The following is a 23,703-nucleotide window of genomic DNA, read 5'->3' as shown; positions in this document are numbered from 1 at the left end:
AGTGGAAAAAGTTATCTTTACTTCAAATATCATGAAAATTCTTTCTAATAATACGAATATGCGGAAAATACTACTGGTGTTAAGTCTTTGTCTTGTTATAGGGATAGCGAAGGCGCAGGAAATTACATCTCCCAATGGAAATGTGACTCTATCTTTTAAATTAGATGAAGCGGGAAAGCCTACTTATAACCTTAACTTTAAGAATAAAGCTGTAATAAAGGATAGTAAAATGGGATTCTTGTTCAGAGGGGTGAAACCTATGAATGAAAATTTTACGATTGTTGATACTCAGTACAAAAACGATGATAATACATGGACTCCTGTGTGGGGTGAGAATAAAGAGATAAGAGACAATCATAAAGAAATGTTTGTTTCACTTGTTCAAAAAAACTCGCAACGCAAAATAAATATTCGGTTTCGAGTATTTGACGATGGAGTAGGGTTCAGATATGAGTTTCCCGTACAAGATCAATTGAGGCATTTCATATTGCAGGACGAAACTACCGAATTTAATTTGTCGGGTGATCATAAAGCATTTTGGATTCCTGCCGATTATGATACGAACGAATTTCCGATTACTACATCTAAACTATCAGAAATAGCAGGACTTATAGATGAGGTTCGTAAAGAGCCTTTGGCTGCAAAAGCACCTTCTCCTAATGTGGCAGTACAAACTCCGTTGATGCTAAAATCGAGTGATGGATTATATATTAATATTCATGAAGCAGCTTTGGTAAATTATCCGGCAATGTTTCTGAATGTAGAGGGCAGCTCTAAGTTAAGCTCTCATTTAACGCCAGATGTTAGAGGTAATAAAGCTTACTTACAAACAGGTTATACTTCTCCTTGGAGAACAATTGTAGTGAGTGATGATGCTCGGGATATTCTGGCATCTAACCTAATTTTGAATTTGAACGAACCATCTAAAATTGAAGATACTTCATGGATTAAGCCTACTAAGTACATTGGTGTTTGGTGGGAATATTTTACGGGTGGAGGCTCTACATGGGCATATACTAATACCGGTGATGTGATTATTGGTAAAACCGACTTTTCTAAACTAAAGCCTAATGGCACACATGGAGCTAATACCGAGCATGTGAAGTATTATATAGACTTTGCAGCAAAGAATGGCTTCGATGCTGTTTTGGTTGAAGGTTGGAACGAAGGTTGGGAAGATAATGCAGCATTTGTAAAAGAAGAGATTTATAGCTTTACAAAAGCATATCCCGATTTTGATGTAAAAGAATTACACCGCTATGCAGCAAGTAAAGGTGTGAAAATAATTATGCATCACGAAACCACTTCTTCGGTGGCTAGCTACGAACGCCAATTGGAAGATGCATTCAAGTTTATGGTTGACAATGGCTATGATGCAGTAAAGACGGGCTATGTAGGACCTATTATTCCTCGTAGCGAATATCACGATGGGCAATGGATGGTAAATCATTATATACGTGTCGTAAAAGCTGCCGCAGATCATAAAATTATGGTCAACTCGCATGAAGCAGTTCGCCCTACGGGGTTGAGCCGCACCTATCCTAACTGGGTAGCTCAGGAATCGGCACGAGGAACCGAATTTGAATCTTTCAATGGAAATAAACCCGAACATACAACTATTCTGCCTTTTACACGTTTGATGGGTGGTCCAATGGATTATACTCCAGGAATATTTCAAGGCGATTTGTCGGTGTATGGTTCTAATAAAGCTAAACTAAGTACTACGTTGGTTAAGCAATTGGCTTTGTATGTAACTATGTATAGCCCCTTACAAATGGCTGCCGATTTACCCGAAAATTACGAGCGTTTTCCGGATGCTTTCCAATTCATCAAAGACGTAGCTGTCAATTGGGATAATACCTATATTCTCGAAGCAGAACCGGGTGATTATATTACTATTGCACGTAAAGCTAAGGGAAAGAGCGAATGGTATATAGGAGGCATTACTGATGAGAATACACGTGAAGCAATTATAGATTTCAGTTTTTTGCCTGAAGGCACTAAATATACAGCAACCATATATGCTGACGGAAAAGCTGCTGACTGGATAAAAAATCCACAGAGTTATACAATCAAAACCATGACAGTTACAAACAAAACTAAGCTAAAACAACGTTTGGCTCCTAGTGGTGGTGTAGCTATTTCTATAAAATAAGGGTCTTAGACCCTTTATTTGTATTGCATAACCTATTACCTTTAAACTATAAAAATACTATGGAAAAAACACAAAGAGAGACTATTGCTTGGGTAGACCTATTGAGGATTATCGCTTGCTTTTTAGTTGTTTTAGCACACGCCTGCGATCCATTTGTAGGTAAATTTGATGATAATCCATCTGAGTTTCTTTCGGGAGCCCTTTTTGGAAGTTTGGTAAGAGCTTGCGTTCCTTTATTTGTAATGATATCGGGAGTGTTATTACTGCCAATCAAGGCTGATATGGGTACTTTCTATTCTAAAAGAGCAAAGAGAATACTTATTCCTCTTGCTTTTTGGTCTATGGTGCTGCCTGTTCTTTATTATTTGTATATTAATTTTGGTATTGAAGGAACACTCAATCCGGGCATTGTAATAGAGAATTATACATTAGAGGCAACTGTTACTAAAATGTACACTTTCCTTTTTAATTTCAATTATGATACTACACCGCTTTGGTACCTGTATATGTTGATTGGGCTTTATCTTATTCTACCAATTATAAGTGCGTGGTTAACACAAGCCTCTCAAAAAGATATCAAACGATTCTTATATATTTGGATAATAAGTACTATTGTGCCTTATATTCAGATGGCTGCTCCATCACTAGGATATACAGGGAATTATGGTAGTATGGGGTTATTCGGCGAATGTTATTGGAATGGATTTGGAATATTCTATTACTTCTCCGGGTTTCTGGGCTTTGCCGTCTTGGCATATTATCTGAAACGTTTCCCTCTTAATTGGAGTTGGAAACGCACCCTTTCAATTATCATTCCCTTGTTTTTAGTTGGATATGCAATAACCTCTTTGGGTTTTATCCTCACTCAAAAATATTTTCCGGGAAGTTATGAAAATCTCGAAGTCGTATGGTATTTCTACGGCATCAATGTTTTGATGATGACTGTGGCTGTTTTTATTACAGTTCAGAAGATAAATATATCTCCATCACCACTGTTAAGTAAGGTTGCAGGTTTAACATTCGGAGTTTATTTATGTCACTTTATTATTGTGCAATTTGGATATGATTTAGTTTATTCAAATCTTAATTTACCTGCTTATATTCAAATACCATTGATTGCTATTATTGCATTCACTATATCTTTATTTATTATTTGGTTGATGAGTTTAAACAAATTTACAAGGAAGGTAATCCAATAATATTAATCGGATTACTGCGATTTTTTGAAAAAAGAATAAGAACCCAATGGAGTAAGTTTCCGTTGGGTTTTTCTATTTAATTTATTTAGCGTCTTTTCAGTTGTTAAAAATGAAGACATCTATTCCTATAATAACAATGAAGTCGGTTTTTTTATAATTTTGGATCGATTTTACAGCAATTTGCAAACGTTTGCAACCAAGTATTGGTCTTTTGTTTTTGGTTTAGCTTAATTATGAAAAGGTAATATCTTTTCTTTGTATGTAAGAAATGGGGAGATTCCATATACATTGAAGAATCTTACATTTCTTACTCGTTGCAAATAAAAAACTAGTAAAATAAACAAAAAGGTCTTGGGCCTTAATCTTAAAATGAAAAGATATAAACCATGAGAAAATTAATTATTTTGATGTGTTTGTGTATTGTCAGTCATTGGGCAGTAGCGCAAGAGTTGAAATCTCCAAATGGAAATTTAACGATGAAGTTTTCGCTTCAAGGTAATGGTGTTCCCACTTATAGCTTAACCTATAAGGGCAAGGATATTATTAAACCGAGTAAGTTGGGGCTTGAACTGAAAGAGCAAAAAACACTTAACGACTTTGACGATTTTTCGGTTAAAGAAAAAACAGGAGAAGGAAACCTATATGACGGTTTCTCGATTGCTGATACTAAAACTGCTACTTTCGACGAAACATGGAAACCTGTATGGGGCGAAGTAAAAGAAATTCGTAATAACTACAACGAATTAGCTGTAACACTAAATCAAAAAGCAACAGATAGAACTATCATAGTACGTTTCCGTCTATTTAACGATGGATTAGGTTTCAGATATGAGTTCCCTGAGCAAAAAAACTTGACTTACTTTATCATAAAAGAAGAAAAGAGTCAATTTGCAATGGCAGGCGATCACACTGCTTATTGGATTCCAGGAGACTACGATACTCAAGAATACGATTATACAACATCTAAACTTTCTGAAATCAGAGGTTTAATGGAAAAATCGGTAACGGCTAACGTTTCTCAAACATCATTCTCAAATACAGGTGTTCAAACATCATTAATGATGAAAACGGCTGATGGTCTGTATATCAACCTTCATGAAGCTGCATTGATAGACTATTCTTGTATGCACCTTAATTTGGATGACAAAAACATGATTTTTGAATCGTGGTTAACACCAGATGCAAATGGCGACAAAGGTTATATTCAAGCTCCTAGCCATTCACCTTGGCGTACAGTTATCGTAAGTGACGATGCTCGTGATATCTTAGCTTCACATATTACTCTAAACTTGAATGAGCCTAGTAAAATTGAAGATACTTCATGGATCAAACCCGTAAAATACGTAGGTGTTTGGTGGGAAATGATTACAGGAAAAAGTACTTGGGCATATACTGACGAATTGCCAACTGTACAATTGGGTATAACTGACTATTCGAAAGTAAAACCTAATGGTAAACACGGTGCTACTACTGCTAATGTAAAGAGATATATTGATTTTGCTGCTAAGCATGGTTTTGACGGTGTTTTGGTAGAGGGATGGAACGAAGGCTGGGAAGACTGGTTTGGTAACTCTAAAGACTATGTATTTGACTTTGTAACTCCATATCCTGACTTTGATGTAGTGGGTATCCGCGAATATGCTAAAAGCAAAGGTGTAAAAATGATTATGCACCACGAAACATCTGCATCGGTTCGTAACTACGAGCGTCATATCGATCAGGCTTACAAATTCATGAAAGACAATGGTTATGATGCTGTAAAAAGCGGATACGTAGGTAACATTCTTCCTCGTGGCGAGAATCACTACAACCAATGGATTGTAAACCATTATCAGTATGCAATTGAAAAAGCAGCAGATTATAAAATCATGGTAAATGCTCACGAAGCAGTTCGTCCAACAGGAGTATGTCGTACATGGCCTAACCTTATCGGAAACGAATCAGCTCGTGGTACAGAATATCAAGCATTTGGTGGTAACAAACCAAATCACACAACAATACTTCCATTTACACGTCAGATTGGTGGTCCAATGGATTACACTCCAGGTATCTTCGAAATGGATATTGAAAAAATTAATCCAGACAATAAATCTCACGTAAATACTACTATTGCTAATCAATTGGCATTGTATGTAACTATGTACAGCCCATTGCAAATGGCTGCTGATTTCCCTGAAACTTATGAGAAATTTATGGATGCTTTCCAATTTATCAAAGATGTAGCTTTGGACTGGGATGATAGTAAATATCTTGAAGCAGAACCAGGAGATCATGTAACAGTAGCTCGTAAAGCTAAAGGAACAAACAATTGGTTCGTAGGTAGCGTATGTGGTGAGAACGGATATACTTCTAATATCTCATTCGATTTCTTGGATGCCGATAAAGTATATATAGCTACTATTTATGCAGATGCTAAAGATGCTCATTACAAAACAAATCCTCAAGCTTACGAAATCCGTAAAGTAGTTGTGACTAACAAGTCTAAACTATCTCAACGTTTAGCTCCTGCAGGAGGTTTAGCAATCAGTGTAATTGAAGCTGATAAAGCTGCAATCAAAGGTTTGAAGAAACTGTAATAAACAGATAGATTCTAATATAAATATCCCCGAATAAGCAATGTCTTATTCGGGGATATTCTTTTATATTGTTTTCTCGTATATTTTTCGATTTTCTATAATGGCATCCATATTCTCACTAGCCCATGATAGCATTTGTGTGACATTTGGAAGCAGACTTCTACCCAGATCAGTTAATTGGTATTCTACCCTTGGTGGAATTTCGGGGTAGATTGTTCTTTTGATCAAACCGTCAGCCTCAAGAGAGCGTAACGTAACAGTAAGCATCTTTTGAGAAATATCTTTCAAGTACTTTCTCATCTCATTGAAACGTAGTGTACCCTCGTCTCCCAAGAGGGTGAGTACTAGTATCGACCATTTATCTCCGAAGCGAGACATCACTAGTCTTACGGGGCAGTGACTGTGATCTTCAATTTTTTTTATTTTTTCGTCATTCATAACCTCTTCTTTTTTAGCATTAGTAACATCGGGGTAACTATGTAACATTTGTGAGCCTTCTTGTGGGTTCAAAACAAATATACTTTCTTTGGTATCTAAAAGTTACTAACAGTACAAATGTAGACTAAAATATTGAAAAATGAAAACGATAGTTATTCTTGCTCATCCAAATATTGAGCAATCTCTGGTAAGCAAATCTTGGGTAAATGCATTGAAAGAACAACATGCAGATGTTACCATTCATAATATATACGAAACTTATCCCGACTGGAATATTGATGTAGCAGCAGAACAAAAATTAGTGGGTGCACATGATCGTATTATATTCCAGTTTCCTGTGCAGTGGTTAAACATGACTCCTCTGATGAAAAAATGGTTCGATGAAGTATTATCTTATGGTTGGGCTTATGGTCCTGACGGAGACAAATTAGTTGGTAAAGAAATCGGTGCAGCAGTTTCGGCAGGAAGTCCCGAAGAAGCTTATCAAGTGGGAGGGAAGAATTTATTTCCCCTTTCTCAACTCTTAAGCCCTATTGAGGCTACTGTTAATTTTGTGAATGCTAAATATCACTCTTTCCATGCTTTCTATGGTGTATTTTCTGATGACTTAGAAAACAGGTTGAAGATAAATACGCAAGAGTATCTGAAATATGTCACTCAGTAAGCTTTCTTTTTTTATTATATTGCATGTCTCCGGAATAAGTACAATTCTTATTCTGGAGATTTTTATGTTATTTTACTAGAAAAAGGATGATCGCAACGTTCGTAAGGAAAATTGTAACCTTTTTATTTTGAGAAGGCTTAAATTTACTTGAATTTAAATGTCATGGGTGGGATGAATTTGTAACTATTCCCAGTGTAATTTTAGAAGAATAGTTGTTATTCTACTGTCTTGCTTCTTTTCGCGATAATGTTCTTTTTTTTTCTATATCTTAGAGATTATCCAGATCTATATTAAGGAGCTTGGCTAAAGTATTCATATCTGATATAATCAGATCACGGTATGTTGGCAAGCTTACTCCTTTGATATTTGTAAATCCGTGTGATTTTGCATCAAAGTAACCATACACCCTATCTAATAAAAGATATTTTTCATATATTTTATCTTCGTATTTATCTAAGATTTCAGACATATCTACAGGGTAATACCAACTAGGATCTTTTACTAAAAAAACATGATTTACATTATCTTTTTCTAAAGCTTGTTTTAAAGCTGAAAAATAATAACCGAAAAATATTTTATCATCCATTATTATATAATTATCTGAATCTATCCCAGAAGTTTTGGTATGTAGGGTCAAATTCCCAAGGTAAATGCCTTCTGATTTCTTTATTCGTAGTACCTCTGTGATAATGGAGAACCTTTTTTTCTCTTAAAAATTCAGGTATAGAGTTTCTAGTTCTACTAGCATTGTATAATGTGTGGTAATCGAGTCTGGGCTTAGTCCCATAACCACTTCCAACCGAAATGCTGAATCCATTTACTTTTCCACCGCCATCTCTTAATGCTTTTAAGGTATATCCCTTTTCAACCATTCCTGTACTTCTTATTAGCTGAATCTGGGTTATATAAGCTAAGCCAATTTCAATTAAGGCAGAAGTGATCGCTTCCCATCCTTCGTTTCTGGATGTAACTGCTCGAATACGTGTAATTTTCCACTCATGTATTTTAAATGGATTCAATCCGGGATCACTATAACCTAAGACGGAGGCAACCCACAAATTTTTTATATAATCAAATAATAATTTATCTGATTTTTCCCAGATCTGATTTTTCCTAATCTCCGGTACGATAATTATTCCGTAGCTATCCCTACCATGAATAGCTGCCGAAACACTATTTTGTTCAAGGTTATATAATCGTTTATAAATAATCAAGCGCAAATTGTGTATGTCATAGTTGGTAAGGCTATATACAAACTCTTTAAAAGCTGGGTCTGCATTTCCGAAATTAAAGCCATAAATAATGATATCGTTATGATTCATAACTTAACTCCTCCAATAATTATTGTGTTCGTTTTCATTTAGTTTTATTTTTTCAGGAGCAATAACTAAGACTGTTGTAGTCCCTTTGTAAGCATCTATATCTCTGACGAGGCTTATACAAAATGCTTTTTCAAAGGTTACTCTAAGTTTTGTCTGCTCAAAATCATCACCAAACTTTACTATTCCGCTTTTTAAAGCACTTGACTGCCTTGCCCAATCATAGATACTTTTATCAACTGATTCTTTTATTACAATTTTTAGTTGTCCGCCCCTGACATCCTGCTGTGGTTGTCCTTTGTGATCTACACCTTGACTAAATCCAATATAGAAATAAGATACAGGGTATTCTTTCGCATCTATAATTAATTTAGCTGTAACGTGAGCTTGAGGTTGAAATAGATTAAGGATGTTCATGTTTCTATTGTTTTGTCCAATTATTACTAAATGTTATTCCTGTGTCGAAAGTTAAAAACTCAGCTTGAATTGTTATCTGTGTTTGCATATAAGCATCACCCGCTTCGGTATATTCAAGTGAGAAATCAATACACGAGGCATTTTCAAAAAAGATTTTCTCTTGTGGGGTTTCATCGTGTCCCAAAGTAATAATGGCGCCATCTTTATATTGTCTTGGATTTAAAGCCCATTGGGTAATCACATCTGGGGGTAATTGGGGTAGAGTCATAGATATAGTTCCGCCTACAACCTCTGTACATGCTTTTCCTGTATCGTCAATATCTTGAGAAAAAGCGAATTTACAATTGGAAAGTTCAAAACCACCTTTAATCAGAGATGAAAAATCCAACCCTGATATCTCTCCCAATTTTAAAAAACATTGATGGGTAAACATAAGTTGTGTAAGTTAGTTTAATATTTTGTTTCACTTGTGTTTTTATTAATATTCACTTTGGAATAATTAAAGTTCCCAGTATAGTTAAAAATGAATGTAACAGTACAAATAATTCAGGAAAAAATCAAAAAGATATGTAAGTTTGTAGTGTTAGTAATGTATGTATTGTTACTTCTTCACGGGATCATTTATAAATATAACCGATACAGCACCGATAAGAAGTGAAACTCCCGAAACTAGGAACATGGCAAAGGGTCTGCTTCCCGCAACATTCTCAAATAGGAAATGTCCTAACAATCCACCTGCTACTTGAGGGATTACAATAGTGACATTGAGAAGTCCCATGTACAATCCCATTTTGTTGGACGGTACTACGTTTGCCAATATCGAAAAAGGCATAGTTAATATCATTGCCCATGCAATACCAATGAGGAACATAGGCAATAAAAGTAAATATTGATCGTGAATAAAGAACATAGAGAGCATTCCTATACCTCCTAATACAAGAGAGAATGAATAGAAGTTTTTTCTTCCGAATTTATCTGTAATTCTAGGTAAGAAAACAGAAAAAATAGCAGCTATAACACTGTATACACCTGTTAATATTCCAAACCAATTTCCTGCATGATTATACTCTACCGAATGAGGGTCGCTTGTGTTCCATACAGTAACAGCAATTCCATCAGTAGCATATACCCATATGTAGTAGAATGCAAACCAAGAGAATAATTGTACTATGGACAATTGAAGTATGGTAATTATTGTTTTTTTGTTGTCGGTAGATGTTGTGTCATCTGTTTTATTGGCAGATTCGCTTTTATTGTATTCTTCAAATAACTTGGGAGGATATTCTTTTACGCTGAAACACGTCCATAAATTGGTAAGTACAAGAAACCCTATACCAATATAAAAAGAGACTGAAACGGAGGCGGCTACTCGACCTTCGTCTGCTTGATTACTAAACCCTATGTAGGCAAGTAAAAAGGGTAGGCATGAGCCTACGATAGCACCCAGATTAGAAACAATCGTCTGTACGGAGTATCCCTGATTGCTTTGTTTACTGTTGACCATATCGCCAACCAACGATCGGTAAGGCTGCATACTTACATTGAATGCACTTTGCATAAGAAATAAGATGCTTACTCCAGCCAATACAGGTGGCATAACGCGTGATATGATATGCGAATTGGGCATGAGAAACATCATAATAGCCGAAACTACTAGACCTGCAAGTATATAAGGTATTCTTCGCCCTAGTCGAGTCCATGTCCTGTCACTGAAATAGCCGATAAGCGGTTGCATAAATAATCCAGCTAAAGGGGCGGCAAGCCATAAGAAAGCCAATTCGTTGGTATCTGCACCCAATGCTGATAATATACGGCTTGTATTTGTCATTACAAGCGTAAAACAAATTTGTGTACCTAAAAAGCCGAAGTTTATATTCCAGATTTGCCCATATCTGAGCGTAGGTTTATTTAGCATAAGGTCTTATATTTCTGTTCAGGTATTAAGGTCTCGGACTTTCTTTTGTTACTTTTGACCTCTATAACAACCCGAGATTGTTATAGAGGTCAAAAGTATCAATAATTATTTAAAATTACTTATAGATATGATTTCTACTCTACTATTAGAGGTCGTGTGGTTTCTCTTATAACCAAACTGGTTTTCACTATCTTGTTTTTCTTATCCGTACTATCTGGATTTTGCACCTTCTCTAAAATCAGATTCATAGCCTCTTCTCCTACTTTCTGAGGGTGCTGATCTACGGTTGTAAGCATAGGGTCGGTATCCTGAGAAATATTGGAGTTGGAGAAACCGCATATCGAAACTTCTTCTGGAACTTTGAGTTTTAAAGTCTTTGCCGCTAACAAAATTCCTGAAGCAGTATAATCATTCATTGCCATGAAAGCATCTGGTCGTTTGTCTGATTGCAACAGTTCCATAGCTCTTTCGAAGCCAAGTTGTTTATTATCGGCAATTCTTATAATGTCTTCATCAATGGGCATATGATGTTTTCTTAATGCATCAAGATAGCCGTTTTTTCTATTCTTAGATATTTCGAGATGAGGAGCGGCTCCAAAGAATGCAATGTGTTTGCAGCCTGTTTGAACCATATAATCTACGGCATGAAACGTTCCCGAATAATCATCAACTACAACTTTGCCGGAGTCTATTCCTGTACAAATGCGGTCGAAGAAAACTACGGGTATATTATTATCTATAAGTTCTTGAAAGTGATCGTATTTAATTGTCGTTTTTGATTGAGATATAAGCATTCCGCATACACGAGCTTCTATCAGCGTCTGAACATTGCGTATCTCTTTTGTATATTCTTCTGATGATTGACAAACAATTACATGATAGTCATGATCTTCGGCAATAGTTTCCATTCCCGATAATACAGATGAAAAGAAGTGATTGGCTAGTTCGGGAACTATCACTCCTATAATATTGGAATGACTGTTTCTAAGACTCAAAGCCAAGGAGTTGGGCTTATATTTATGTTCGTTGGCATATTCTTGTACCACTCTCCGAGTTTCGAGGCTGATATCGGGATTGTTGTTTAGAGCTCTGGATACAGTCGATGCAGAAATATTCAGATTCTTGGCAATATCTTTAATCGTTATACGTCCTTTTTTCATTGTTTAGAAATAATTAACTATTGTAACGTTTTTATTACCATATTGTTTAGCCTTATTTGTTTTGTTTATGACACTTACAAAACAATAAAACCAATTGATGATTCTAAAGAGTCATTATCCAAGGAATAAAGGTAATTAAAAATCAGCTTAGAGTAATTATTCTTTTCTGATATTCTGTTCTTAGAATCACTCTAATACTGTTTCCTTTATATGGAGTTTATTTCTTAGTTCCTTTGCGAGCTTCTCGATCTTTTCCCTTAGGCTCAGATTTGCTTTTTGCTTTAGTCTTCGGTTTATTAGCAGCCATTTTCTGTTTTCCTACTCTCAATCCACTCGAAGGCTTACCTTTACTTCTAGGTTTTGGTTTATCCTCTCCATTTTCAGAAGTTGGAGTGAATTTCTTTGACTGATCTTTATCGGTTTTGTTGGCAGAAGCTTTTTTTGCAGCCAGACTTCCTTTTCTATAATTGGTTCTTATATCATGCTCTTCGAGGGCTCTATTAAAAGACTTATTACTGTTTGATGGGGTTTTTCCTGCGGGAGTTTTTTCAGAAGCTTCAAGCATGTCGAATAACCCTTCCATTTCCGAAGCAGTCAGATTACGCCAGTTTCCTTGCCCTAATTTATCAAGCTTGATATTCATTATCTGAATACGTTCTAGCTTGAGTACATCATAATTGAAATATTCACACATACGTCTGATTTGTCTGTTAAGACCTTGTATCAGTGAAATTTTGAATGTATAGGGGTTGATTTTCTCTATCTCGCATCTGCGTGTCACTCTGTCTAAGATGGGTACACCTTGCGACATACGAGTGATGAAGTCAGACGTGATAGGGCGATTTACAGTTACAATATAATCTTTCTTATGATTGTTTCCTGCACGCAATATCTTATTAACGATGTCTCCATCGTTTGTTAGGAGGATTAATCCTTGCGAATCCTTATCCAACCTACCGATAGGAAATATACGTTGCTCGTGTCTTATGAATTCGATAATATTATCTCTCTCCAACGGATTGGTAGAGCTTACAACTCCAACGGGTTTGTTGAATGCAATATATACAGGCTCTACTTTATTTTCAATGAGTTCTCCGTTTACCTTAACTTTTTGTCCGGGTAACACACGAGATCCGATAGTAGCTTTCTTGCCATTTACTGTGACATTGCCACTCTCTATGTATTTGTCAGCTTCGCGTCTAGAGCAATAGCCTGATGCACTGATGTATTTGTTTAAGCGATATTCCATTTTCTCTAAATCTAAAAGTAAGAATAAAAATAAGTATACTAAAACAAGTGCTGTTATAATATTATTTTAATTATAACAGGCTTGGAGTGTTTTTGATCCAAGCAATAAAAAGGTTTGAGACCTCGCCAGATATCAATCTTCAATATTCTTTATTTCAGTATTCTTTATCTTTTTTGAAAATGAAAGAATATAGAAGTTTATCAAGATGAAAAACACCCGTTCTTAATATAATTAAAGACGGATGTTCTGGTTTATTCGTTTATCTTAATCTAGCGGAGAAGAAGGGATTCGAACCCCCGATACAGTTGCCCGTATACTTGCTTTCCAAGCAAGCGCCATCGTCCACTCGGCCACCTCTCCTTAATTACGGCACAAAGATAAAAATATTTCTTGTATTACAATAATTCGTTTAGTTTATCGAAAACAGTTTTTTAGCGTTCTCGCTTGTTATATCGCCTGCCTTTTCGGGAGTTACGCCGTATATATCTGCTAGTTTTGCTGCTATGTGGATTGTGTATGAAGGTTCGTTTCTTTTGCCTCTGTATGGTACAGGTGGAAGATAGGGTGCATCGGTTTCGATAAGGAGACGCGAAAGATCAGTTCCTTTCAAAACCTGTGGCAAGGTTGAGTTTTTGTAAGTGACTGTTCCGTTTATTCCTAGATAGAAATTCTCAAGAGCTAATACAGCCTCCAGCTCTTCACTTGAACCGCTGAAACTATGAAATGCCCCTCTAAGTTTAGATGCACCTACATTCTTGATGCATTCTATAGATTCGCCAATAGCATTTCTGCAATGGATAGATACGGGCAGATCAAACTCTATGCTCCATCGAAGTTGTTCCTCAAAAGCGGCTCTTTGCTCTTTCTCTAGAGACTTATCCCAATAGAGGTCGATCCCTATTTCGCCAACAGCATTGTATTTGTGAATAGCAAACTGTTGCTTAATTATTTCCAGATCAGATTCCCAATTTGCTGTAACTCTTGTTGGATGTAGCCCCATCATAGGTATGCAATACCCTGGATGTTTTTCTACAAGGGAATTAACTCTATTTATGCTTTCTACATCTACATTAGGTAATAAGATGTTGGTTATGCCAGCTTGCTTAGCTCTGCTTATAACGTCTTCTATATCGTTGTCGAAGCTTTCGTCATAGGTATGAGAATGCGTATCTATTATATTCATTTTGAATTTGTTTAGGTTATAGCAAGTATTTATTGGGTATTAATCGCAGTTGTTTCTTTGTGATTAACATATAAATACTTGCCGAAGTCGTAGAAAAAGACAAAGACGTTTATGACGCGCGAGTTAGCAGGCTTTTAGCAAGCTCTCTTAGTTCATTCTTCTTGGCGTAATCTACACTTACTAAATCTAGGTATGCGATTCCTTTTTCGTAATATGCGTGAATGATATCTGCTGATGTCTGCTTTAGATTCAGCTCATCATATATTGTTGTTACAGCTTTGATTTTTTCAGTTTCATCGAAGTTCGTTTTGTTTATCCAATCAAGTAATTGATCTTTACTATCTTCGTGTTGAAGTGCTGTGATTTGTAAGAACGTCTTTTTATTGCAAAGAATATCTCCTCCAATTCTTTTCCCGAATGTTGCAGGATCTCCATATACATCAAGCAGGTCGTCCATTAATTGAAAAGCTAATCCTATATTTATTCCGAAGTTGTAAAGTGATTCAGCGTCTTCTTGGCTCGATCCAGCTGCTAGTGCTCCACATTTGAGTGCACAACCTAATAATACAGCAGTCTTTAATCGAATCATTTCGAGATATTCGGCAATAGATACATCAAGGCGTTTTTCAAACTCCATATCAAGTTGCTGACCGCAGCATATTTCAGTTGCAGTTGTAGAGAACAGGGATAGAACTTCAGGCAGATATTGTGGATCAGTCTTTGCTATTTCCTTGTAAGATTCAATAAGCATGGCATCGCCCGACAAAACGGCTGTGTTGTCATCCCATTTAATATGTACGGTGGGTTTACCTCTACGTTTATCCGCTCTATCCATAAGGTCATCATGTAATAGAGTGAAATTGTGGAAAATTTCGATACCTAAAGCTATAGGAATCGATTTTTCGATATCATCTTTATATAGGTTGTAAGCCATTACAGCTAATACGGGTCTAACTCGTTTACCTCCAAGTTCGAGGATGTAATCTATTGGAGCAAATAATGATTCAGGTTTACCCTCAAATTTGAGAGTATTTACTTCATTATTAATCTTGTTGAGTACGTCGGAGAATGTATACAGCATAATTATATATTTGATATTCAAAAGTACATAATTTATGCTGAAATTAAAAGTTGCAGCGCTCTATTTGTATTGGAAGTCTAAATGAAAATGGCGATAACCCCAAGCAGAGCCGAAACTATAAGAACAAGAAGTATTCCTAATATTATATTTTTTGTCGTAAACTTGATTGGTAGGTTGGGGTCATCTTCCTCAAAGCTTATGACATCGTCATTAAGTTCACCTGCGAGTATAGCTCGTTCTAAATCTTCGATTGTTAGCTCAGAACGTTTGCAGATTTTATTAGATAGTTTGTCCTGTAATGGAAAATATTTAGGGAAGTTAAAAGCTGAAATGTCAACATTAAACTCTTTGGCGAAGGCTTCAATAAAAGCTTTAGCTTGTTCGTTCTGTATATTCAAGTCTCTTGTAATAGAGGTGTTATCGTATATTTTCTGATCATACGATGAATATTTAAGAATGAGTTGTTCTAGATTCTTATTTCCCATTGTTGTTCTATCAAACAGATTTATATTGCAATATACAAATATACTTAGAAAAAGATGAGTTTTTTGTTAATCTGTTATTAAATTTTGAGGAGAGATTTAATGTTCTATTGTGATGGATGAGCTTGAGAGGATGTATTTGTCTGTTCATGAATTAAAATATATAGATAATATTAGATGTGTTAATGTAAATTATTAAGAGGGCGTCATAATCTAGATGTTTGGTGTAGAGGTATCTCTAAAAGATAGGTAGGCTTGTCTAAATAGAATAGAATTTAAAGATATAAGGAGGCTTTTTTGTGTTGTTAAAATAGGTGCGTTATATTGTTGTATTGTTGAGTTTTTTATAAAAGTGTAGATTGCTTGCTTAAATAAATCACATTTAGTAGATGACATTTGAGAAGTAGTGCTACTGAGTTGAATTTTGACTAGAAGCTCTGGTTGTGCTGGGGAATATTTGTGGTGGTTGCAAGATTTGTAATTGTTAATGAATTTGGGTGTGTGTCTCGTTTTTTTGTTTGTTTATCACTGTTTTATAGTGGATTTTTTATGTTTTAGTATGTTTGATTTTGTTGATGTAGTTAATATTTATGATGTGATGCTTTGTCTTATTAGGAAAATGACTTTGATAATTTGTTTTTTATTGTGTTTTGGTTGTAGAAATATGCTTTGTTAAAATAGTGATTTGGTAGGCTTGTTTATTTGTGAAGTGTGTTAGAATGGTTTTAAATTCCTTGGTTTGTTAAGTTTGTATATTGTTTTAACTAAGGCGCAATAGTTTTTTCTTTTAACAATAGATATAATGTTAATTTGGAGGTCTCAGATCAAAAAATGTCTATTTTAGCTAAAATTTATCTCATAAAGATCTTTATTTTCTAATTGAATGTGCTATTTAACAATCTTGCTTGTTTTGTGCTTTGTACGGGTTGTTTGCAAGCTTTTTTTTATGATTTAAATAGGCTATCTTCCCTATAATTAGCTTGTTTTGGTGAGTTTTATTATTGTTAAATTATATTAAATATGGTGAGCTATTGTAAGGATAGGATGATAGATATGAACTTAATGATTATCTTTGAACCCTAAATGCAGGAGATTGTTCAATATATTTCTAAATGTTATAATTTCCAGCCGTCTATATGTTATTTGATAACACATTTTTATTGCTTGGTAAACAATGTGTTAAGCGCTAAAAAGGATTAAAACAGAACAAAAATAAGTATGAAAATAAAACTACTGTTGCTTGTAGGAATTGGATTTGCGCCGTTATCGTTAATGGCTCAAGCTTCTTTTCTTTATAATAAAGGATTGATGTCTGTTAAATCGACAGGTGTTACAGGGGACAATCCAAAGACTACCTTGTATATTAATGGCGATTTTATAGCAGGTCGTGATGCAACTACTACTAGTGTGAGAAGTCAGATTCATTTAGAGGGATCACAAACTGTTCTTACCGGAAATTTTATCCATGAGGTTAATGGTGCGATTGGAGAGACTGGTGCTGTTAGTTATCATAATTCAAACGTTTTTGTTTTGCCATATCCTTATACTGACACAAATGCTTCTCGTTTTGTTTTCAGAGGAACAAGCACTCAGTATATAAAAACAGATCAGGCATATTCGCCCACATTAAAAGGGAATAACTATATAACTTTTCCGAATTTAGTTATTGAGAATACAAAACATGTAGTCTTAGTCCCTGAATTAGCTGCTTCTGCTCAGAATGTAGACTTAAATGGTGGTCGTTTCATTATTGATTCTCGAAGAATTAAAGCTTCAGATGTTAGTGGTATAACAACAATGCATACAGTTGATAATTCTTCGATGCTAGCTCACTTTATGGTGGAGGCTCCAATTACAGGGAATACGGCAGTTGGACAGATAAGAACTAAAAATAGTCTTATCCCCAATACTACAACAGATAATAATCTATATGGTGCTATTCAGGTAAATCTATCTGTAGATGATCCTGCTATTGCAACTGCAAATGAGAGACAAGGAAGAAGTCTTATCGCTTTTGGTAGCCCATATAAAGAAATGAGAGCCGATTATTTCTTTTGGAATTTCCTTATGATTCCTACCGGAGAAAGTATAATTGGTCAAACTGCACCAGGTAATACAATGACCGACCCAACATATAAATTGCAAGCTGGTAAAGCTTTCGTTGTAGGAGTTGATCTTAGAGGAACAAATGCAGCGAATTATGAATACGATATCCACCCTACGTATTATAAGGACAAAGGTATCTTGTTTGCAGAACGTAATGGTGCCGGAGTTTCAGATGATAATGTTGTTGATGCTACAAACCCTAGTCTGAACCGAGAGAAAGGAAAGTATTTCTTTAGCCGATTTGGCCCTATGTTTAAAAGATCAGTAAATATATTCCCATCTTCAGGTCTAGCGGCTAATGTGCCGAATAAAATGCCTAAGGTCGCTGTATCTACTAGTGATGCTTATACAGGAGAAGTTCTTAATAATGGAGATATTAGCTTACCATTAGTAGTAGGTTATAATTATTTTTCAAATCCTTTTACTGTCCCTTTGAATGTGGAAGAGATGGTTAATTCTAAGAGTGACAATAATACTTTACCAGCTTGGAATAATCTAATTGTAGGTAATGCTCAAAACGCTAGTAGAAATATTGCTAATCGTGTATGGGTACTAGATCCAACATCTAAAGGATCTGGAACTTATGATGTAGGATATACTGGTGTGGAACCCGGAAATAAATGGGTCTCGGTAAGTGCCAAATATAGAGTAATAAGACCTAATGCTTCTACTGCATTTGATCCTCCTACTTCTACAGTTGGAGACTATGATGAGGGAACTGGACGACCTGGATATGAAGTTACGATTGCCCCTCTTCAAATGTTTGTATTATATGCTGCTAAAGCTGATAAGAATATAATAATACCTGCGTCCAAGAGAGCGATTTACTCAAATGCTTTATTCCTAAGGTCAGCACCTGCTGAAGAAAAGACTAGTAAAGATGACTTTTTATTTCATATAACAGATGAAGAAGTAAAAGCTTCCGATAGAGTTGCTATTGCAATTAGAACACCTCAAGATATAATGACTAATGCAGAGTATGCTCCTACAAAGAAAATGATTGCTTTAATATCTACAAGCGAAACAAAAACGACTTCTGAAACAGTAGAAGGTGTTGTTAAGCAAAGTGGTATGAGTACAATGTATACAAGAAGCGAGCAAGGTGATGCTTTGGAGTCGAATATTTTAGGTGTACCTCAATCAGCGCAAACAGAATCGGTTGTATTATATGTAACACCTAGTGCAATACCTCAAAATGTAACACTGAAAGCCTCTCGCTTAGGTTCTGCTGAGAGAGTACAAGGAATTACTTTGATTGATAAAGTTGCTAATAAAGAATTTGATTTGTTTGGAGGGAAATCTTATACAACAAGTTCTAAAGCAACGGATCCTATAGATCGTTTCACTGTAAGATTTACTTTCAATACATCAGGTATTGAAGATGGAGATAATAATTCGGAATCTAAAAATATAACATCTTACTACTTTAACGGAGTATTGACTGTTTCAGGTTTTGAAGATTCAGATTTTGGAAGTGTAATTTCTGTATATGATATACAAGGTAGAAAGGTGGCTCAAGCTAAAGTAGATGATACTTCAGTAGAAATTAGACAAGCATTTTTCACAGGTGCTTATATTGTAAAAGTTGTAGGTAAAAAATCGTATGCTGCTAAATTTTTGGTAAAATGAGAAAATGTTTAAGTTTTAAAATATTAGGTATTCTATTTTGCATAAGTGCTGGATTGAGTGCGCAGGATTTACTACCTTCAGATTCTTATTATAAGGATAATATCGCTGTGAATGAAGTGCATGCTTCAGCTCCTAGCCTAAAAGCTCCTACGGGAGAAGACAACGGTCCTGGAGATGGAGGAGGCGAATGGGGAGGCGGAGGCTTCGTCGGTTCACCAGTTGGAGATGCTGTATTACCAGTTATTGTAGCTGGATTAGTTTATGCATCGTTTCTATTGCTAAGAAGACGTAAAAGCACTATTTAAAGAATAGTCTATCAATAAATATTAAAAGAGCAGGTATATTTACCTGCTCTTTTGTGTTTTAAGCTAGTTTGTATAGATAATACAAGTGGCATGTTATGGCTCTGCCATTATTAGATAGTCTAAGAGGGAGCTAATGTAGAAGAAGAAAGTAACTAACAAAAAAAGGATATCCTGATTGGATATCCTTTTTCTATATTAGAATATTTAAGCTCTCTTATTCAGGAAGATTATTAACTTCATTAAAAGTATCAAATGTTCCGGCAGCTAAGCGTTTATAGCTTTTCCAGCGCCATGTAGCATTGCTTTGAGCAGCTTCATATAAACTGGTAGCTTCTGTTGGATTAGACTTTTGAAGTGATGTATAACGAACTTCATCTCCAAGGAATGCTTGGAACTTGCTCCAGTCTGGATCTTTACTATCCATTGTGAATGGGTTCTTGCCTTCTTCTTCCAACATTGGGTTGTAACGCCACAAGTGCCAGTATCCGCATTCTACTGCTGCTTTCTCTTCGTCTTGAGCCTGACCCATACCTTTACGTAGACCGTGGCTGATACATGGAGAATAAGCAATGATAAGTGAAGGTCCTTTGTACTCTTCAGCTTCTCTGAATGCTTTTAAGCACTGCATTTGGTTAGCTCCCATTGCTACCTGAGCAACGTATACATAACCATAAGTAGTTGCAATCATACCAAGGTCTTTCTTACGAATCTTCTTACCTGCGGCAGCAAATTTAGCAACAGCTGCAACCGGAGTTGATTTAGAAGATTGTCCTCCTGTATTTGAGTAAACCTCAGTATCCAAAACTAGAATGTTAACGTCTTCACCAGAAGCAATTACGTGGTCAAGACCACCAAAACCTATATCATAAGCCCATCCGTCACCACCAAAGATCCAGATAGAACGTTTGATGATATATTGTTTCAATGAAAGCAATTCTTTGCAAATTTCACATTTGTCAGCACCAGCTTCTATGATAGCTAATATTTGAGGATGTAGTTCTTTGGTTTTCTCTGCTTCGTATTTATTATCAATCCATGATTGGAAAGTAGCTTTTGTATTATCAGAAGTTTCAGGCATTGCTATTGCTTGCTTCATCAATCTTTCGATTCTATCACGCATAGTGATATTTGCTAAAGCGTATCCAAGACCGAACTCAGCATTGTCTTCAAATAAAGAGTTTGCCCAAGCTGGACCTTTACCTTCTTCATTCTTTCTGTATGGAGTAGAAGGAGCTGATCCTCCATAGATAGATGTACAACCTGTTGCATTAGCAATTAACATTCTATCACCATACAATTGAGTTACAAGTTTGATGTATGGGGTTTCTCCACAACCAGAACATGCACCTGAGAACTCAAACAATGGCGTTGCAAACTGTGAGTTTTTCACGTTTTGTTTGATATCTACTAAATGAGCTTTGCTGGTTACGTTTTTCACCATAAAGTCCCAATTGTTTTGCTCTGGGTATTGAGTACCAATTTCTACCATCTCAAGCGCACTTTGACCTTTCTTTCCAGGACAAACGTCAACACAGTTACCACAACCAAGACAGTCTAAAACGTCTACTTGGATACGGAATCCCATACCATCGAATTGTTTTCCTTGAGCTTTAAGTAAAGATGCACTTTCAGGAGAATGAGCTTGCTCATTAGCATCTAATACGAAAGGGCGTATTGTTGCGTGAGGACAAACATATGCACATTGGTTACATTGGATACAATTATCCATATGCCATACTGGAACAAATGCAGCTACACCACGTTTTTCGTATTCGGTAGTACCATTATCCCAAGTTCCGTCTTCGCGGCCTTTAAATGCTGATACAGGTAGATCATATCCACGTTGAGCATTTACTGGGCGAACAACGTTTTTGATAAAGTCTGGAGCATCATCCTCTGTTGTTTGAGCACCTAGAGTTAGATTTGCCCATTCAGCAGGAATTTCTACTTTTTCCAATTCGATACCACGATCAACGGCAGCATAATTTTTATTAATTACATCTTCTCCCTTACGTCCGTAAGATTTAACGATGTATTTTTTCATTTGTTCTACCGCTAAGTCGTAAGGTACTACACCTGATATCTTAAAGAATGCTGATTGTAGAATTGTATTTGTACGTCCACCAAGACCTATTTCAGTTGCAATTTTAGTTGCGTTGATGATATAGAAATTGATGTTGTTTACAGCTAAATATTTTTTTACGTTATCAGGAAGATAATTACCTACTTCGTCCTTAGCCCATACAGAGTTAAGAAGGAAAGTACCATTCTTTTTCAACCCTTTAGTTACATCATAAAGATGAAGGTAAGCAGGTACGTGACATGCTACAAAGTTTGGTGTATTCACCAAATAAGTTGAACGAATAGGTTTGTCTCCAAAACGAAGGTGAGATGCAGTGAAACCTCCTGATTTTTTAGAGTCATAAGCAAAATATGCTTGACAATATTTATCAGTGTTTTCTCCGATAATTTTCACTGAGTTTTTATTTGCTCCTACTGTACCATCAGAACCTAATCCGTAGAATTTAGCCTCGTAGTTGTTATCATCAACCGAAACTTCTTCTTTCATGGGAAGAGATTTGAATGTAACGTCATCTACGATACCGATAGTGAAATCGTTCTTAGGCAATTTCATTGCTAAGTTTTCGTATACTGACATGATTTGAGAAGGAGTAGTATCTTTAGATGAAAGACCATAGATACCACCAACGATAGTTGGAGCATCTTCTGTTCCGTAGAAACAGTCTTTAACATCCAAGTAAAGAGGTTGTCCAGGTGCTCCTGGTTCTTTAGTACGGTCAAGAACAGCAATTCTTTTCGCAGTCTTAGGTATAAGAGCCATAAATGCCTCAGCCTTGAACGGACGATATAAGTGAACTGAAACAAGACCTGTTTTTTCACCTTTAGCATTCAAGAAATCGATAGTCTCTTTGATAGCCTCAGTAACAGATCCCATAGCGATGATTACTCTGTCAGCATCTTCTGCTCCATAGTAATCAAATAAACCATATTTACGGCCAGTTATTTTATAGATTTCTTCTAGATATTTTTCAACAATACCTGGTACTTTGTCGTAGAATGGATTTGATGCTTCACGAGATTGGAAGTAAATATCATCATTCTGAGCAGTACCGCGTGTTACTGGATTCTCCGGATTCAATGCTCTGTTGCGGAATTCCTTAAGACCGTCTTGATCAATAAGTGGAATAAGCGCCTCTTGATCCATCAATTCTACTTTTTGAATTTCGTGAGATGTACGGAATCCATCAAATATATTCATGAATGGGATGCGAGATTCTATTGTAGCTAAGTGAGGTACAGCAGAAAGATCCATAACCTCTTGTACCGATCCCGAGAAGAACATTGCAAAACCAGTCTGGCGAGCAGCCATAACATCTTGGTGGTCTCCAAAGATAGATAATGCCTGTGCAGCTAATGCACGAGCCGAAACATGGAATACACAAGGAAGAAGTTCCCCTGCAATTTTGTACATGTTAGGGATCATCAATAAAAGACCTTGTGATGCAGTGTAAGTAGTTGTCATTGCACCAGCCTGAAGCGATCCGTGAAGAGCACCGGCAGCACCGGCTTCAGATTGCATTTCTTGCACTTTTATTATTTCGCCGAAAATGTTTTTACGTCCGGCAGCAGCCCATTCATCAACATACTCTGCCATTGTTGATGATGGTGTGATTGGATAGATCGAAGCTACTTCGCTAAACATATATGATATGTGAGCTGCAGCTTGATTACCATCACAGGTTAAAAATTTTTTCTCTTTTGCCATACTCTGTAATAGTTGATTATTTAGTTGTTTATCGAACT

18 protein-coding genes and 1 tRNA gene are annotated in these 23,703 nt (G+C 36.0%); 6 read left to right on the top strand and 13 right to left on the bottom strand.

Annotated elements, in window-relative coordinates; translation table 11 throughout:
• Positions 1–58 precede the first annotated feature (58 nt).
• The 3 genes from HGC4_RS16610 (at position 59) to HGC4_RS16600 (ending at position 5,930) form a co-directional block, all read left to right on the top strand.
• A complete protein-coding gene (locus tag HGC4_RS16610) occupies positions 59–2,155 on the top strand; it encodes a glycoside hydrolase family 97 protein (protein ID WP_050711259.1) in 2,097 nt (698 codons plus the stop codon).
• Positions 2,156–2,214: 59 nt separating this feature from the next.
• Entirely contained in the window at positions 2,215–3,354 is a 1,140-nt protein-coding gene (locus HGC4_RS16605) for an acyltransferase (protein WP_050711256.1), read from the top strand.
• A 386-nt stretch (positions 3,355–3,740) separates the two neighbouring features.
• Entirely contained in the window at positions 3,741–5,930 is a 2,190-nt protein-coding gene (locus HGC4_RS16600; protein WP_050711255.1) for a glycoside hydrolase family 97 protein, read from the top strand.
• Positions 5,931–5,993: 63 nt separating this feature from the next.
• Here HGC4_RS16600 and HGC4_RS16595 read toward each other — a convergent pair whose 3' ends face one another.
• Positions 5,994–6,353: a winged helix-turn-helix transcriptional regulator gene (locus HGC4_RS16595; RefSeq protein ID WP_373419318.1), complete on the bottom strand. Its 360-nt coding sequence runs from the start codon at positions 6,351–6,353 to the stop codon at positions 5,994–5,996.
• Between the two features lie 154 nt (positions 6,354–6,507).
• Here HGC4_RS16595 and HGC4_RS16590 point away from each other — a divergent pair, with 154 nt between their 5' ends.
• Positions 6,508–7,032, top strand: a complete 525-nt coding sequence (locus HGC4_RS16590) for an NAD(P)H-dependent oxidoreductase (RefSeq protein ID WP_050711254.1) — start codon at positions 6,508–6,510, stop codon at positions 7,030–7,032.
• 268 nt (positions 7,033–7,300) lie between these two features.
• On the opposite strand, the gene HGC4_RS16585 is transcribed toward HGC4_RS16590, so the two are convergent.
• The 11 genes from HGC4_RS16585 to HGC4_RS16535 form a co-directional block, all read right to left on the bottom strand.
• Positions 7,301–7,618: a hypothetical protein gene (locus tag HGC4_RS16585; RefSeq protein WP_050711253.1), complete on the bottom strand. Its 318-nt coding sequence runs from the start codon at positions 7,616–7,618 to the stop codon at positions 7,301–7,303.
• 10 nt (positions 7,619–7,628) lie between these two features.
• Positions 7,629–8,354 (bottom strand): hypothetical protein, encoded by a 726-nt coding sequence (locus HGC4_RS16580; protein WP_050711252.1) that lies wholly within the window; start codon positions 8,352–8,354, stop codon positions 7,629–7,631.
• Positions 8,355–8,357: 3 nt separating this feature from the next.
• A complete protein-coding gene (tssD, locus tag HGC4_RS16575) occupies positions 8,358–8,768 on the bottom strand; it encodes a type VI secretion system tube protein TssD (RefSeq protein WP_050711251.1) in 411 nt (136 codons plus the stop codon).
• A gap of 4 nt (positions 8,769–8,772) precedes the next feature.
• Positions 8,773–9,174: a type VI secretion system tube protein TssD gene (tssD, locus tag HGC4_RS16570; protein ID WP_157258362.1), complete on the bottom strand. Its 402-nt coding sequence runs from the start codon at positions 9,172–9,174 to the stop codon at positions 8,773–8,775.
• A 195-nt stretch (positions 9,175–9,369) separates the two neighbouring features.
• Positions 9,370–10,683 (bottom strand): MFS transporter, encoded by a 1,314-nt coding sequence (locus HGC4_RS16565; RefSeq protein ID WP_050711249.1) that lies wholly within the window; start codon positions 10,681–10,683, stop codon positions 9,370–9,372.
• Between the two features lie 134 nt (positions 10,684–10,817).
• Positions 10,818–11,843 (bottom strand): LacI family DNA-binding transcriptional regulator, encoded by a 1,026-nt coding sequence (locus HGC4_RS16560; RefSeq protein WP_050711248.1) that lies wholly within the window; start codon positions 11,841–11,843, stop codon positions 10,818–10,820.
• A 217-nt stretch (positions 11,844–12,060) separates the two neighbouring features.
• On the bottom strand, positions 12,061–13,092 hold the full coding sequence (rluF, locus tag HGC4_RS16555) for a 23S rRNA pseudouridine(2604) synthase RluF (RefSeq protein WP_050711247.1): 1,032 nt from the start codon (positions 13,090–13,092) through the stop codon (positions 12,061–12,063).
• A gap of 273 nt (positions 13,093–13,365) precedes the next feature.
• A tRNA-Ser gene (locus HGC4_RS16550) sits at positions 13,366–13,452 on the bottom strand.
• A 49-nt stretch (positions 13,453–13,501) separates the two neighbouring features.
• Positions 13,502–14,275: a TatD family hydrolase gene (locus tag HGC4_RS16545; RefSeq protein WP_050711246.1), complete on the bottom strand. Its 774-nt coding sequence runs from the start codon at positions 14,273–14,275 to the stop codon at positions 13,502–13,504.
• Positions 14,276–14,384: 109 nt separating this feature from the next.
• Complete coding sequence (locus tag HGC4_RS16540; protein ID WP_050711257.1) at positions 14,385–15,353, bottom strand: polyprenyl synthetase family protein; 969 nt, start codon at positions 15,351–15,353, stop codon at positions 14,385–14,387.
• Positions 15,354–15,433: 80 nt separating this feature from the next.
• Positions 15,434–15,841, bottom strand: a complete 408-nt coding sequence (locus HGC4_RS16535) for a DUF1493 family protein (RefSeq protein WP_050711245.1) — start codon at positions 15,839–15,841, stop codon at positions 15,434–15,436.
• 1,215 nt (positions 15,842–17,056) lie between these two features.
• Here HGC4_RS16535 and HGC4_RS16530 point away from each other — a divergent pair.
• Together HGC4_RS16530 and HGC4_RS16525 are read left to right on the top strand one after the other, a co-directional pair.
• Positions 17,057–19,573, top strand: coding sequence for a T9SS type A sorting domain-containing protein (locus HGC4_RS16530; protein ID WP_050711244.1), 2,517 nt, complete (start codon positions 17,057–17,059; stop codon positions 19,571–19,573).
• On the top strand, positions 19,570–19,878 hold the full coding sequence (locus tag HGC4_RS16525) for a hypothetical protein (protein ID WP_050711243.1): 309 nt from the start codon (positions 19,570–19,572) through the stop codon (positions 19,876–19,878). Before HGC4_RS16530 ends, HGC4_RS16525 begins: the two co-directional genes overlap by 4 nt.
• A 214-nt stretch (positions 19,879–20,092) precedes the next feature.
• Here HGC4_RS16525 and nifJ read toward each other — a convergent pair whose 3' ends face one another.
• On the bottom strand, positions 20,093–23,665 hold the full coding sequence (gene nifJ, locus HGC4_RS16520; protein WP_050711242.1) for a pyruvate:ferredoxin (flavodoxin) oxidoreductase: 3,573 nt from the start codon (positions 23,663–23,665) through the stop codon (positions 20,093–20,095).
• Positions 23,666–23,703: the final 38 nt, after the last annotated feature.

Source organism: Dysgonomonas sp. HGC4 (assembly GCF_001261715.1).
Taxonomy (GTDB): domain Bacteria; phylum Bacteroidota; class Bacteroidia; order Bacteroidales; family Dysgonomonadaceae; genus Dysgonomonas_A.
Note: the sequence above shows the minus strand (reverse complement) of the source record. Positions and strands in the feature narration are given on the sequence as shown.